The sequence below is a fragment of the Marinomonas sp. SBI8L genome, assembly GCF_001624705.1.
Lineage (GTDB): Bacteria > Pseudomonadota > Gammaproteobacteria > Pseudomonadales > Marinomonadaceae > Marinomonas.
Genome location: NZ_JSEO01000010.1, coordinates 145,736 through 160,443, shown reverse-complemented (window position 1 = coordinate 160,443; position 14,708 = coordinate 145,736). Strand labels below are relative to the sequence as shown.

The 14,708-nt window shown below is 41.1% G+C and carries 10 protein-coding genes; 3 read left to right on the top strand and 7 right to left on the bottom strand.

Annotation, left to right across the window (positions count from 1 at the left end):
* The first annotated feature begins 113 nt into the window (after nucleotides 1–113).
* Nucleotides 114–806 (top strand): pyrimidine 5'-nucleotidase, encoded by a 693-nt coding sequence (gene yjjG, locus OA91_RS15890; protein ID WP_063340021.1) that lies wholly within the window; start codon nucleotides 114–116, stop codon nucleotides 804–806.
* 75 nt (nucleotides 807–881) lie between these two features.
* On the opposite strand, the gene OA91_RS15885 is transcribed toward yjjG, so the two are convergent.
* Nucleotides 882–2,093: an ammonium transporter gene (locus tag OA91_RS15885; protein ID WP_063339982.1), complete on the bottom strand. Its 1,212-nt coding sequence runs from the start codon at nucleotides 2,091–2,093 to the stop codon at nucleotides 882–884.
* Between the two features lie 286 nt (nucleotides 2,094–2,379).
* Between OA91_RS15885 and OA91_RS15880 the strand changes: the two genes are divergently transcribed.
* The gene (locus OA91_RS15880; protein ID WP_063339981.1) at nucleotides 2,380–6,336 is read left to right on the top strand and encodes a CHASE domain-containing hybrid sensor histidine kinase/response regulator; all 3,957 of its coding nucleotides are present in this window, start codon (nucleotides 2,380–2,382) and stop codon (nucleotides 6,334–6,336) included.
* Between the two features lie 41 nt (nucleotides 6,337–6,377).
* Here the strand turns inward: OA91_RS15880 and OA91_RS15875 are convergent, their stop codons facing one another.
* The 4 genes from OA91_RS15875 to hemC form a co-directional block, all read right to left on the bottom strand.
* Entirely contained in the window at nucleotides 6,378–7,622 is a 1,245-nt protein-coding gene (locus OA91_RS15875) for a heme biosynthesis HemY N-terminal domain-containing protein (protein ID WP_046018888.1), read from the bottom strand.
* On the bottom strand, nucleotides 7,619–9,190 hold the full coding sequence (locus OA91_RS15870; protein ID WP_063339980.1) for a uroporphyrinogen-III C-methyltransferase: 1,572 nt from the start codon (nucleotides 9,188–9,190) through the stop codon (nucleotides 7,619–7,621). Before OA91_RS15870 ends, OA91_RS15875 begins: the two co-directional genes overlap by 4 nt.
* 9 nt (nucleotides 9,191–9,199) lie before the next feature.
* Nucleotides 9,200–9,961 (bottom strand): uroporphyrinogen-III synthase, encoded by a 762-nt coding sequence (locus tag OA91_RS15865; protein WP_063339979.1) that lies wholly within the window; start codon nucleotides 9,959–9,961, stop codon nucleotides 9,200–9,202.
* Between the two features lie 72 nt (nucleotides 9,962–10,033).
* A complete protein-coding gene (gene hemC / locus OA91_RS15860) occupies nucleotides 10,034–10,960 on the bottom strand; it encodes a hydroxymethylbilane synthase (protein WP_269447913.1) in 927 nt (308 codons plus the stop codon).
* Nucleotides 10,961–11,143: 183 nt separating this feature from the next.
* Between hemC and argH the strand changes: the two genes are divergently transcribed.
* Nucleotides 11,144–12,544, top strand: coding sequence for an argininosuccinate lyase (argH, locus tag OA91_RS15855; protein ID WP_063339977.1), 1,401 nt, complete (start codon nucleotides 11,144–11,146; stop codon nucleotides 12,542–12,544).
* 250 nt (nucleotides 12,545–12,794) lie between these two features.
* On the opposite strand, the gene OA91_RS15850 is transcribed toward argH, so the two are convergent.
* Nucleotides 12,795–14,137 (bottom strand): IS1182 family transposase gene (locus OA91_RS15850; RefSeq protein WP_442919202.1). Its coding sequence is split into 2 segments (ribosomal slippage): nucleotides 12,795–13,567 and nucleotides 13,567–14,137, totalling 1,344 coding nucleotides; the frame shifts between segments, so codons are not numbered across the junction.
* Between the two features lie 78 nt (nucleotides 14,138–14,215).
* The gene (gene hpf, locus OA91_RS15845) at nucleotides 14,216–14,614 is read right to left on the bottom strand and encodes a ribosome hibernation-promoting factor, HPF/YfiA family (RefSeq protein ID WP_046017973.1); all 399 of its coding nucleotides are present in this window, start codon (nucleotides 14,612–14,614) and stop codon (nucleotides 14,216–14,218) included.
* Between the last annotated feature and the right edge of the window lie 94 nt (nucleotides 14,615–14,708).

Genomic DNA, 14,708 nt, shown 5'->3' with positions numbered 1-14,708 from the left:
CACCAAAGAAAATAAACATTGTTGAGATTATAGCAACAATATGTGTCATTAAATCAGAATTGTTAGTATTAAATCAGAATTATATACTGCATTTTTTAAGGAGTAAGATGTTAATGAAATACCAATGGCTTTTGTTTGATGCCGATGAAACCTTGTTTTCTTTTGATGATTTCGCAGGCTTAAAAAAGCTATTTATTGACTATGATATTCAGTTCTCTGAACAGGATTATTATGAGTATAAGGAGGTCAATAAGCCCTTATGGACAGCCTATCAGGAACAAAAAATTAGTGCACAAACACTTAAAACAGAACGATTTAGTCTTTGGGCTGACAAGCTGGGAGTGAGTGCGAATGAGCTTAACTCTGGCTTTTTAAATGCTATGGCCCAAATATGTGCGCCGTTACCTGGTGCTCTTGCGCTGTTAGAGAGCTTATCAAGTCGAGTTAATATGGCCATTATTACCAATGGTTTCACAGAGTTACAGCAAGCTAGGTTGGAGAATACAGGCCTAAAGCACTATTTTCAGGATGTGGTCATTTCTGAAGAGGTAGGCTTAGCGAAACCAGATGTGGCTATTTTTGAGCATACTCTGGCTAAGTTGAATCATCAGGATAAAGCTTCTGTGCTCATGGTTGGAGATAACCCGCACTCGGATATATTAGGTGGAATGCAGGCAGGAATTGATACCTGTTGGTTGAATCGCCATAATAAACCTGTGCCTGACAATATTGAGCCTACCTATGAAGTGGCTAATTTAGATCAATTGAGGTGTTTGTTACTGGATGATGTCTTAACGAAGGCCTAATGCGCTTTGATGAGAAACGCCCTAGCAAGTAGGGCGTTTTAGTTAAGCGCTTTAAGTCGCTAATGACTGCTTCTTTTAGTCTTTATTCATGGCATTAATTTTATGGATAGAAAGGTCAGCACCGCTAAATTCATCTTCTTCACTGAGACGAATGCCTGTTACCGCTTTCATTACGCCATATACGATAAAGCCACCTATTAGTGCTACAGCAATACCCGCGAGTGTCCCAATCACTTGAGACGCAAGGCTCACACCACCTAACCCACCCAATGCTTGGCTGCCAAAAATGCCAGCGGCGATACCGCCCCAAGCACCACAAATACCATGAAGAGGCCATACACCTAATACATCATCTACCTTTGGCATTTTTTGTTGGATAACAACAAACAACCAAGTGAAAAGGAAGCCTGCGATAGCGCCTGCTATTAATGCGCCAATTGGGTGCATTACGTCTGAGCCCGCACATACTGCCACTAGACCTGCTAATGGACCGTTGTGGATAAAGCCTGGATCTTTCTTACCAAAGACCATAGCACTCAAGATGCCGCCAACCATGGCCATTAGGGTGTTTACAGCAACTAAGCCGCTGATACCATCAAGTGTTTGAGCAGACATGACATTAAAGCCAAACCAGCCTATGCATAAAATCCAAGCGCCTAACGCAAGGAAAGGAATATTAGATGGGGCAAATGCCATTAGCTTACCACCACGCATTCTGCCATTACGTGAACCTAATAACATGATAGCTGCAAGAGCTATCCAACCACCGACACCATGAACAACAACTGAACCTGCGAAGTCATGAAAGCCGTAACCAAATTGATTTTCAAGCCAAGCTTGGAAGCCATAATTACCATTCCAGATGATGCCTTCAAAGAAAGGGTAAACCAGACCAACGACCATGGCTGATGAGATTAACATAGGGTAAAACTTAGCGCGCTCCGCTACACCACCAGAAATGATGGCAGGGATAGCTGCTGCAAATGTCATTAAAAAGAAGAACTTAACTAGCTCGTAGCCGTTGTTTTGAGCCAAAGTCTCTGCACTTGCAAAAAAGCTAACGCCGTAGGCAACTTGGTAGCCAACGAAGAAATAGACCACAGCAGAAACGCCAAAATCTGTCATAATTTTGACTAGCGCATTTACTTGGTTTTTGTTTCGTACTGTTCCAACTTCTAAGAAGGCAAAGCCTGCATGCATGGCGAAGACCATAATGGCGCCAAGTAGAATAAACATAGTGTTTGAACTTGAGACGAGTATCTCAACAGCACTGTTAATAGGTGTCATAGGTTTTCCCTTGCTTTATTTCGGTGCGCAAAAAGTATTTTTGCACTTATTTTTATCGTTTTTTGTTTTGGTTTGGTGCGCCTTTATTGTTTTGGTGCACTCTGGGGCATATTTTGCAATTAGTGTGCCCAATGTGCTTTTTTGGTGCTTTTGAGTTATTTAATGCTTGTTGGTAGGGCGTGGCGTTAAAAAGTTATGCTAAATCAAGATATATTTAAAAAAGGAATAAAAGCGGGCTCTTGAGTTTGGTAAGCTGTTTGTCTCAATAAGTGGGCGAGGTTAATGGATGTTGTTTGGACAAGTGTCCCAATTGCTGAATCGAGCGACAAGTAAATCTATTAAGGCGTGGTTGCCTAACTATGGCGTTGCTTTAGTTGTTTTGCTTTTAGGTATTCCTGTCGCCAATTACCTTGCGCAGCAACAGGGGATAAATAATGCGAAACGAATTGAATTTGATTTAAACCTTCAATTACAGAACTATAAGAAACGGCTTCAAGATGAGTTTCGTTATTATGAATATGCTCTGACAGATTTGCAGGCATTGGTGAATAGCGTTGAAGACAACATATTGACCCAACAACATTTTAAAAAGTTTTCAAAAGCAAAAAACTACTCTCGAGAATTTCCCAATATAACCAGCTTTGGCATTGTTAGGTTTGTCCCTCGTAATGATAAACAAGACTTTGAAAAGTGGATGTCAGATCAACTTGGTAGCAAATACATTATTACCCCAGCACGTGAAGATGCTGAAAACTATTTTGCTGTCCAGTATACGAATGCCCCACTTGAACAATCCATGCAAGGTTATAATTTTGCTTTTAATGCTGTGAGTCATGAGTCGGCATTAAATGCGGCTTTACATAATAACTTTCAAATCACACCTCCTATCTTTTTTAAGAAAACAGCTTCAATTGATGAAAGAGGGTTCCTGATTTTTTTTCCTATGTATAAAGAGTCCCGTTATACACAGGCAAATGAGTTTAATGAAAGGGATTTAATCGGTTGGAGTTACGCTAAGTTTTTGGGTAAAAATCTAGCGCAAGCAATTGGTATAAAGTCTGGTGCTCTGGCTTTTAGTATGCGTGATGTTACTAATTTGAATGACCAAGTGTTTTATCAACAAAAGGTGGCTGACCCAACAAGGTATAAAGTAAGTGCTGATCTTAATTTTTATAATCGAAGCTGGCACATAGAGCTAGTTGCAGGACAAGATTATATTGATGCTATGCACCTTGTTGATGAGAGTAGTGTGCAAAAAACTGTCTTAGCTGGCGCACTTCTTTTTTCTGCGGTTATCTTCTTTTTAATCACGTCTTTAACCAGACGTCGACAAGTTGTTCGCCAGAGTATCCGACTTAATTCTATTTTAACCAGTGTAAATGAAGCCATTATTAGCCTAGATAATGATGATTGCGTACTGAGTTGGAACCCCGCCGCAGCCTTGCTTTTTGGTTATAGTGAAGAAGAATCCTTAGGTCGCTTTTTGCCCGCCATGATATTACCAAATGATAAATGGGCCGAATATGATATGGGCAAAGGCTTTATCGAAAAAGGTCAGTCTTACAATATTCTAGATACTCAAAGACTGCATAAGGATGGTCGCTTACTCTCTTTAGGCTTACATGTGACTCCCATGATTGACAGTAAAAATCGCCCTATGGGAATGACAATTGCGGCAGTTGATATTAGTCATATGAAGCGAGCTGAGAAAGCACTACAGCGTTCTAATGAAGAATTAGAAGAAGTGGTTAGGCTAAGAACAGAGCAGATGAAATCCGTGCTGAACCTACAGTCTGGCATTCTCAACAGTACTGCCTTTGCCGTAATAGCAACAGATCTAGAGGGTTTGGTTACCTTTATCAATCCCGCGACTAAATTCTTATTTCAATATACAGAGCAGGATGTCATCGGCAAACCAGATAGCGTTTTGTTTGCTGATGAACTTGGTGTTGATTATCCCACTTATTATAGCCAAGGCTCTCAGTTGGCGAGATATATGAAGCGTACCCTGATTGAAAATGAGCTATTACACAGGGGTAAGCAGCAGCATAATCATGAAGATCAGGAAAGAATCTTTTTACGTAAAGACCTTAGCCAATTTCCAGGTAACTTAAGTGTGAGCTTGATCCATAACGATCAAGGGGAAAATATGGGCTATCTTGCTATAGTGACGGATTTAACTCGGCAAAAGTATCTAGAGTTTGAATGGCAACTTGAAAAAGTATCGACTCAAGCAACGTCTGATGCTGTGTTCTGGATGGATGAAAGAGGGGATATGATTAAGGTTAACCAAGCGGCTTGTTTAGCGCTTGGCGTCGAGAGTCAAATGTTGCTTGGCCGTAAGTTATTCGATATTTTCCCAGATCACTCTTTTAGCTGGTGGCAGCCTTATCAGGTCGAATTACAGAAATCGAAAAAAGTCTGGTTTGATACCAGCTTTGTGAATAATCAAGGTGAAGAAAAGCATGTATCAGTCAATGCTAACCTAATTTATTTAGATGGTAAGGAGTACGTCCACCTTGTTGCACGAGACATTAGCGACAGGCTTAAAAAAGAGCATGAATTAGCCCGAGCGAAAGACAGAGCCGATATTGCTAGTGAAGCAAAATCAAGCTTTTTAGCTAATATGAGCCATGAATTAAGAACGCCAATGAATGCGGTTATCGGCTTGCTTGAGCTGATCAAGAAAACCTCTTTGTCACCTACTCAATCAGACTTTATTGATAAAACCCAAGTGGCAGCAAATTCTCTTTTAAAAATACTTAATGATATTTTGGACTTCTCAAAAATTGAAGCGAACTCTATGTTGATTGAAAAGCATGAGTTTGAGCTTTTTAGTTTGATTGATGAAATGGCATTAATACTGTCAGCAAGCCTAAATAACAAAGAGATAGAAGTCTTATTCGATATAGATAAAAGCTTGCCCAATAAGGTGCAGACAGATGCTCTTAAGCTAAAACAAATATTATTAAATTTGGGCAGTAATGCGATTAAATTTACACAATCAGGCCATGTATTAATCAGTCTGAAAATGGTGTCAGAAAAAGAGCTGGCAATTTGTGTTGAAGACTCTGGTATAGGGATGAACTCAGATCAACTAGAGCATATTTTTACTGACTTTAAGCAAGCTGAAGCTTCAATTAATCGACGCTTTGGTGGTACCGGACTCGGTCTTGCGATTACTAAAAAGTTGATTGAGTTAATGGGTGGAAGCATCCGAGTTGAAAGTCAGGTAGGCAAGGGAACGTCATTTCATGTGCTATTGCCGTTACAGGTGCATCCAGTGCAAAGAGAAACCTTGGTATCTACCTCTTTGCAAGAGCGTATTCACAAGGTTTTGATTGTCGATGATGATGAGCGTTCTATTAATGTACTTGAGCATCAAATGGATCAATTTGATTGTCAGATAGACTCAGTGAAAACCGGATTAGAAGCCATTGCCAAACTGACGAGTGTAACTGACTACGACCTCGTTATTCTAGATTACAATATGCCTGCATTTAATGGTTTGGATGTGATTGAACAGATTCATCAACTAGACAATAAGCTTATGCCGGCGTGTTTATTAATGGTGACGGCATTTGATCAACAGAACTTGTTAGAAAAAGCCTTGGTTTTAGATAATTATCGTGCAATTACCTTAGATAAACCTGTTACAAAAACCGCTTTGTTGAAAGCACTTAAACGCCTCTTTTTTACTTTGAAAAGTGTGAAAAAAACCGATTTACTTGAGGTAGATTACCTTAGTGAAATGGACCTTAATACCTTTAAATTAGCCAAGACGAATCAAGAAATCTGCGATATGTTGGCAGATGATTATGCTTACCTTGATGATTTGGCAGGTGAAGATAAAGCGTCTCTAGTGGGAATCAACTTGCTGTTAGTTGAAGACAACCCGATAAATAGTCTTGTTGCGGCTGGTTTGTTGCAACATGCTGGTGCAAATGTTGTATCCGTTGAGTCTGGAGTTGAAGCTCTTTCTTATTTGAGCCAAGACAATGATACCAATTTAATCTTGATGGATATTCAAATGCCGGACTTTGATGGTTATCAGACCACAGCTGTGATTCGAGAGGAGTTGGGGTTAACTCTGCCTATTATTGCTATGACTGCCAATATTCAATCAGAAGTGATTGAGCATTGTTTGACTGTAGGTATGAATGCCCACGTTCCTAAGCCGTTTGATTTACACCATTTGGTAGGCACGATTCAAAAGATGTTAGAAACGGAAGACGTGGAATAAAGAGGCGAAAGTTTCGCCTCTTTATTTAGGTTTGTAGCTTATTAGTGCTGATGACTTGTTGGAAGAGGGAGAGCTTGCTGCGGTTTTCCTTGGCCATTTAAACTCGCCAAAAAGAGTGCTTGGCTTGCTTCATTATCACCTAATGCATTAAGTAAGCGACCTAAATCTGAGATAGCTTCAGGCTTGGCTTGTATATCAATAGATGATTGATAATAGTCTCTGGCTTTACCCCAAAGTTGCTGTTTCTGGCTAAGGCGACCGCAGGTAAGCAATAGTTCAGCGCTATCTGAATGCTTGCCTAACCAAGACTCTGCTTGTTGTAGTGCTTTTTTCGCATTCTTGTGATTAATCTGGCCATACACAAGGACAAGTTGATCTGACCAAAGCTTGTTCAAGCATTTACGAATGAAGTTTTCTGATTTGGTCTCGTCACCAAATTGTGTCATTGCCTTAGCATAAGTAATACGCATGCTTTCATCATCTTCTAAACCATCGAGCTTTTGCCAAACAGATTCAACCGTTTTAAGAATCTCGTCATGGCTGTGGCCTTGTAGAGACTTATGTTTAAAGTGCTCAAGCAAGGCGTTAAACGCTTTTTTCTCTAGGTCTAGCATGTTCTCATCATTCAGAATGCCTTCTTTTTTCAGCATTGGTGTTAGGTTTAGCAGCGCTTGCCAATCTTCTAGCTGGCTATAAGCTTGCACTAACATTTTGAGAACTTGTCTATGCTTTGGTTGGATCTTATGAAGGCGGAGTAATGTTGCTAGGGCGCTTTCAAAGTGACCTTGGCGCATTTGAATTTGGCTTTGAGCAAAACTAATAGCAAACTCAGCTTCAGGTGATGAACGGTGAGCTTCCCTTAATAGGGTTTTTGATCTCTCATGGGCATCTTGCTCACTAGCTGCATAGGCTGCTGCAATATGGTTGATAAGTGGATAGGAGACATTGTTCGCACTCTTGGTTAGAAGCTTTTCAGCTTTAGACCAGTTACCACCTACTAGCTCTAACAGGCCTCGAATGGTATTTCGAGATGCGCGTTTTTGATGCATATTGCCCGTTAGTTTAGCGAGTGAACTGCCAGGCCTTAAGCTAGCAAACAAAATACGTTTAACCCAACTAAGAACAAATAGCAGCACCAAGATAAAACAAGCAAATACCCAGATACTCGTCTCTAGTGTGATGTTGCCATAGGATACTAGAACATAGCCTGTATCTTGTTTCATCAACAGGCCTAAGGTACCGCCGGCCACTAAAACCGAAACGATAATTAGGAATAAGCGTCTCATAGGCTAGTCTCCTGTTCAGAGGTAGCGGGTGCTTGGATAGTCGCTTCTTCTGTCTCTGCTTCTGTTGCAGTTTGCTCTGTAGCACTTGTCTCTGAAGCACTAGTTTCTGAAGAGCCAGGTATTTGCTGATTAGTGGTCTGTTCTGTTTGAACATCGACTGAAGGTGTTTGTGTATCAGGCTCAGGAGTGAGCTCTTCTGCTTTTGTTGCAACCACGTTTTGCTCTTCGACTTGCGATCCTGCTACAGCCTCTGCGCTTTTAGGGACGACTTTAATTAACTCTGGTACGTCCTGAGCTTGTGGTTTAGCGACTATGTCTTGCTCTTGTGTTATGCCTAATGTTTCTGCAGGCGCTTGAATTGCCTGTCTATTGTTTTTCCCCGTGCCATTCCAGTTTTGCATCAAATCTTTCATGCTTGCTAAAGAACCGCGAGGTAAAGGTAATTCAGGTGACACATTGATTTGTTGTAATGCAGTTAAACTGGTGAGATAACCTGATACCGCTGCTGAATCAATATCAAAGTGCTCATTAACCGCATTGGCAATATGTTCAAGTGCGATCTGGTAAACACTGCTTTCCTGCTTCATTAACGCAAGTTGAGCTACATTGACTTGTAACTGAATACCAGTAATAAGTTGCTGATATTCTGTGGGGGGTAATAATGGCTTAATAGGTTTGCTGTTGTAATTAATGACAACTAAAGACCTAAGAGTTTGCCAAATGTCCTGCGCTAATGCTTTTGCATAGCTGACTTCACCTGTTTCATTTATGTCTTCAGGTGTTGCTTTCTCCGTATTTTGGCTAAAAAGCTTGCTCGGTTCTTTTTGAGGTAGGCTATTTACCAAGGAAGAAAGTGCATCTAACTGCAAGTAAACCCCTTCTAAATCGAAAGAGCGAGTTGATTTGAGAGCTTGAATGTCTTTAGCAAGTGCCCGTCTTGTATCAAAAAGAATAGGGTCTTTCATTTCTGCAAGTATGGTATCTGCACTTACTAATAATTGCTCTGCGCCACTAATGTCTTTTTCCATTAATAGGCGCTGATTTGCTAGACGTACTAAATATTCTGCTTCAGCTAACTTCCAGTCTTCTTTGCTGGTGTTTTTTAAGCGGCTAAGTTGTTTTCTGACTGAGGTGATCTCAGAGCCTAGCTTAGCGCTATTCTCCTGAATATTCTGACCATCAGTTTCCAGTTTTTTTAACGCCGGAATAACTTTGCTTAAAGACGATTGAATTGGCGCAACCTGTGCCACCGCTTGGGTTTGTTGTGCCAGAATGGTTTCTAGTTTGGCATTGCTTTGACTAATACGAGCAAGTTTGGTGTCGTATTCTTGTAATTCTGCTTGATAGAACTGCCAACCACTTAAACCAAAAGCACCCACACTGAGTAAAAGGGTGGCATAAATAAGGCCATTTTTAGCATTGTTTGATGTGCTGGTAGGTGTTTGATTATTGGGCGTCATATTGGTGTCTTGGTTTTGTGTTTGACTGGTTGTGGCTGACGAATCTTGGTCTAATTGCGTTTCTTTATCTTCTGCACTTTTTTCTTTGTGTTCGATTTGGTCGGCCATCTATGAATCCTATAACTGAGTTAGGGTGGCGTATAAGCTGTCGTCATCGGCACCATTTGCATTAACGGCATTTTTCCAACCAAGTTGCAGAGCAATATCCGTCACTCTTTGGCTAGGCGTGAGTATCAGCTTATTAAACCAGTTTGTATCATGTTGGGAGAGGGTATCAACTAGATTTTCTAGCCCTTCACCACTTGTAATCAATATTACTTCACAGCTTTCGGCCTCGGCAACCTGTTCTGCTTTATAGTCAATCTTATTTCGAGAATAGAGGGGGAGATGGTTTACTTGGGCACCGCGTTCAATCAAACTTGTCTCTAATTTACTGCGGCCACCTTCGCCAGCCATGATCAATATTTTTTGCCCTGTAACCTCTTGCATGCAGGCTTGGTTGAGCAGCTTTTCCGAAGTATGGCCTGATTGGTCCATTGCTAAGGCTTGAATGCCTAAATCATGTCCAAGCTCATTTAAAAAATGGCTCGTGCCTTTCCCTATCCCTATCCAAGTAATGCCAACGGGTAGCATGGGCCAACAGTCTTCTATCCATTCAACTCCGTGACGTACTGCGTTCTTGCTGATAAAAATGACTTTGTCGTAAAGGTCTAGATCGAAAATTTGAGATTGAATATAGGCTTTTTGATCTGTTAAAGCCGAAATTTCCATCATGGGTAAGGGGAAGGGGGTTGCACCCCATTGTTGAAATCGCTCACAACTAACTTGGTTCTCAGGCTGAGGACGTGTAATTAAAATGTGTTTGCCAGATAGTTGCATCGAATGCCTTTAATATATCAATGGGGTAATCGGCTTTGCCAATTCCCCCATTTAGTTAGAACAAAATATCGCTTAGTCTTTATTAATCTCTGCAAGTAGCTTGTCTGCGCCTGCTGCGATTAGCTTTTCAGCTAGTTGAACACCCAGTGCATGAGCATCATTTTTAGATCCACGTATCTCATCACGTAAAATCACAGACCCGTCAACAGAGCCCACAAGCCCTCTTAAATACAACTCATCACCTTCAAGTAGTGCAAAAGCAGCTATAGGTGCTTGGCAACCGCCATTTAGTCTCTCGTTAACTGCACGCTCTGCAGTTACTCGGTAATAGGTCTCTTGGTGTTGTAGTGGCGCAAGATGTTTGATCATGTCAGCATCATCGCTACGGCACTCGATCCCCATTGCACCTTGTCCGCCTGCAGGTAAGCTGTCTAGGTCAGAGATACGTTCTTTAATGCGATCTGTCATTTCAAGACGCATTAGACCTGCTGTGGCTAATATGATTGCATCATATTCTTCATTATCCAGTTTACGTAAGCGCGTATTAACGTTACCTCTTAGGTCCTTTATTACAAGGTCAGGACGAGCGAGGGCAAGTTGAGATGAACGGCGTAAACTTGAAGTACCCACAACGGCACCTTGAGGTAATGATGCAAGGTTATCGTATTTGTTAGAAACAAACGCATCAGTTGGGTCTTCTCGCTCACAAATAACAGCAAGACCTAAACCTTCAGGGAAGGCCATAGGTACGTCTTTCATTGAATGCACTGCGATATCGGCGCGGCCTTCTAATAGCGCATGCTCTAGTTCTTTTACAAACAGGCCTTTACCGCCAATTTTAGAAAGCGGTGAGTTTAATATTTGGTCACCTTTGGTCGTCATGCCAAGTAACTCAACCTGTGTATCTGGGTAAAGTGCTTCTAGGGAGTTTTTAACATTATTAGCTTGCCAAAGGGCTAGCTGGCTTTCACGGGTGGCGATGATGATTTTATCTTTCACTAGGCATCCTGACATTGATAGAGAATGAATGTTAGAAGATTTAAAAAACCTCTAACTAAATTGCGACCATGATACTAAGAATGCGTCTAAGCGTCATCCTTATGGTGCTTTATATGTGGTCTTGGATCAGGTAATCTTGCAGTCTTTAAAGCTAGCCTTAAATTACTATGTGGGAAGGAATAAATGACTGACACGAATAAAGCCACTAACCAGCAATGGGGTGGGCGTTTCTCTGAGCCTGTTGATGCGTTTGTAGCACGTTTTACGGCATCGGTTGAATTTGATCAGCGTATGGCTGCTCAAGATATTCAAGGTTCTGTTGCTCATGCGAAAATGTTAGCCAGTGTGGGTGTACTAACTGACGCAGAACGTGACCAGATCATCCAAGGTTTAGCTGAAATTAAAGAAGAAATTGAAAAAGGCGAATTCAATTGGTCGGTTGAGCTTGAAGATGTACATATGAACATTGAAGCTCGCTTAACACAAAAAATTGGTATTACAGGTAAGAAACTGCATACAGGCCGTTCACGTAATGACCAAGTTGCTACAGATATACGCCTTTACATGCGTGATGAAGTGGACTTCCTTTTAGAAGAACTAACGCGTTTACAACAAGGTATTTTAAGCCTTGCAGAAAAAGAAGCAGACACCATAATGCCTGGCTTTACTCATTTGCAAACTGCGCAACCTGTTACTTTCGGCCATCACCTCATGGCTTGGAATGAAATGGTTCAGCGAGACTATGAGCGTCTTTTAGATTGTCGTAAGCGTATTAATATCTTACCACTGGGCGCGGCTGCACTAGCAGGAACAACCTACCCAATTGACCGTAATATGACTGCTGAACTTTTAGGCTTTGAGCGTCCTACTTATAACTCGCTTGATTCAGTCAGTGATAGAGATTTTGCAATTGAGTTCACCTCAACTGCAGCTATTATCATGATGCATATGTCCCGTTGGGCAGAAGAAATGGTACTTTGGGTATCGGCTCAATTTAATTTTATCTACCTACCAGATCGTTTCTGTACCGGCTCTTCTATTATGCCGCAGAAGAAAAACCCAGATGTTCCAGAGCTGGTACGTGGTAAAACAGGTCGAGTTTATGGCCATCTTATGAGCTTATTAACCTTGATGAAGTCACAATGTTTGGCTTACAACAAGGATAACCAAGAAGATAAAGAGCCGTTGTTTGATACGGTTGATACCTTAAAAGGTTCACTACGCTCTTTCGCTGATATGATTCCTGCAATCGAATCTCGTAAAGACCATATGTATGAAGCAGCTCGTCGTGGTTTCTCAACTGCAACTGATTTAGCTGACTATTTAGTAGGGCAAGGTGTTGCTTTCCGTGATGCCCATGAGATTGTTGGTAAGGCGGTAGGTTTTGGTGTTGAACAAGGTCGTGACCTTTCTGAGATGACATTAGAAGAGCTGCAAGGTTTTGGTGGCATGATCAAAGCAGATGTATTTGATGTATTAACACTAGAAGGTTCTGTGGCAGCTCGTGATCATATCGGTGGAACTGCACCTGCTCAAGTACGTGCTGCAGTTGCCCGCGCTCAAGCTGAAATCGCTAAGCGTTAATAATAAGTTCTAATAAACTCGTGCTTCTTAATCCCTAATTAGGACAAGAAGGTAGGTTACTTGAAAAGCCAAACTTATGTTTGGCTTTTCAGATTAGTGACAAACCCCAGTTAAAATCTGGGGTTTGTTATTTTGAAACCTTTTCTCTCTATTTAAATTATTTCCCTTTTAATGTACTTACTTGCCTTTCTATTACGCTTATAAAACGCAAAATGATGCCGTCATGGTCATTATCAAGTCTTTTCTCTTTCTAGCCCGTTAGCATGGCTATTTTCTTTATGTTTTGCGCTGCGGCTGTCATTAATGCTTGAGCTTGGACCTTAGGCTGACCCCTGAAGCGTGCATAACGATAACCATGCAGCTCTTTTGCATCGGCAAAACTGCGTTCTACTGTTTCTTTTCGTCGTTTATAAATTCTCTTACCGCGTTCACTCAGACGTTTTAAATTCGCTCTCTCTTTGCTGTCTTGCCAGAGATGACGTGTGATTGTTTTGACATATTTCGCGTTCTTCGTACACTGCTTCAGCGTTGGGCATGCGACACATTCCGCCGAGTTAGATTGATAATGGCGATACCCTTCTCTTGTCGTTGTTTTATAGATAAGAGATTGGCCCTGTGGGCATTGATAGGTATTCGTGTCAGGATCGTATTGATAATCCTTTTTATAGAACATGCCTGCTTTATGATTTAAGCGGCGATAAGCGATCGCAGGGAAGATCCCTTTATCTTCCAGCTGCTTGCATAGCGCTGCTGTGTTATAGCCTGCATCGAGTCCAACGGCTTGCACATCAAAACCAAACCGATCCTCCTGTCGTTTTAATCTTGCCATATAAGGGCGCGCATCATGTACATTTCCCGATGTAACATGCACATCCGTGATGATGTTGACTTTACTATCAACAGTACGGTGATCGAGATAGAAAAAGCCTTTAGGTTTTTGATCTCGCACCATGTAGCCACTATCAGGGTCGGTTGTGCTTTGTTTGATCGTTTTTTCAGGTTGCGCCTTTTTGGATGACTCTAAGGCTTTTTTCCTAAGCGGGCTCGCTCTGTTTTAACATCGTCGTCGAGTTGATCGAAGTAAGCTTGTCGTTCTTCTTTTACTGTCACTTTAAGATGTTTATTTTTATTTGCATTAGCTTTGATATGAGTTGAGTCGGTGTAAAGCACCGTGCCAGATACGAGCTTCTTGCGCATAGCTTGAAGCACAATCTCATCAAAAATTTGCTGATAAACATCCGAATCATTAAAACGTCTGCGGCGGTTTTGGCTTAGCGTAGAAGCATCAGGTAACTTATCGGTGAGCCCTAAACCGAGGAACCAGCGATAGGCTACATTGACTTGCGCTTCACGTATAAGCTGGCGTTCGCTTCGAACACCAAACAAATAACCAAGCAGTAAGAGTTTAAACATGAGAGTAGGATCAAGTGCAGGACGACCATTATCTGGACAGTAAAGATCTTTTACTAAGTCATGAATAAATGAAAAATCGATTTGCTTATCTATCTTGCGAAGCAAATGATCTTTAGGAACAAGCTCGTCAATACAAACGAACTCAAGAGAAGACTGAGTTTGGGGGCGAGAATTAAGCATGGCTTATTATAAAAAATCCCCGCCTAGGTTGGCGAGGACTTTGTCAGCAGTCTGGGGCTTTCACTTTTTTACAGAAGCTTATTGAAGCACTTCCCTCTCAACAAGTTCGTTAAATTCTGCTTGATATTCACGTTCAAATAATGACTCGTGATCTTTGGCATTGCTTTTATGTACTTTACCGACACTGTGTCTGGCTTTGTATTTGGTAAGTTGTTTTTCTAGCTTTGCAACCAACATATCTAGTGCTGGGCTAATTTGTTTATCTGTTTTAACGGTAGCAAATAGGTCATGGCCAGGAATATGAACGCTGGCTTCAACAATTAGTTTATTTGTTTCATGTTTTTCGGAATTGAGTATGACTTTAATTGTCGTAATTTGATGATTAATTTTACTTAAACTATCCATCTTATCTTTAACTAGAGATTGGACTTCTTGGCCTGATGTTACATGGTGACCACTGATATTAAGTGTATACATATAATCTATTTCCTTTTTCTATTTAACTAAAACTTACTTTGCTTACCATTTGCTCCTTTTCAATGCTGTTACTAATAACCTATGGTTTATAAGG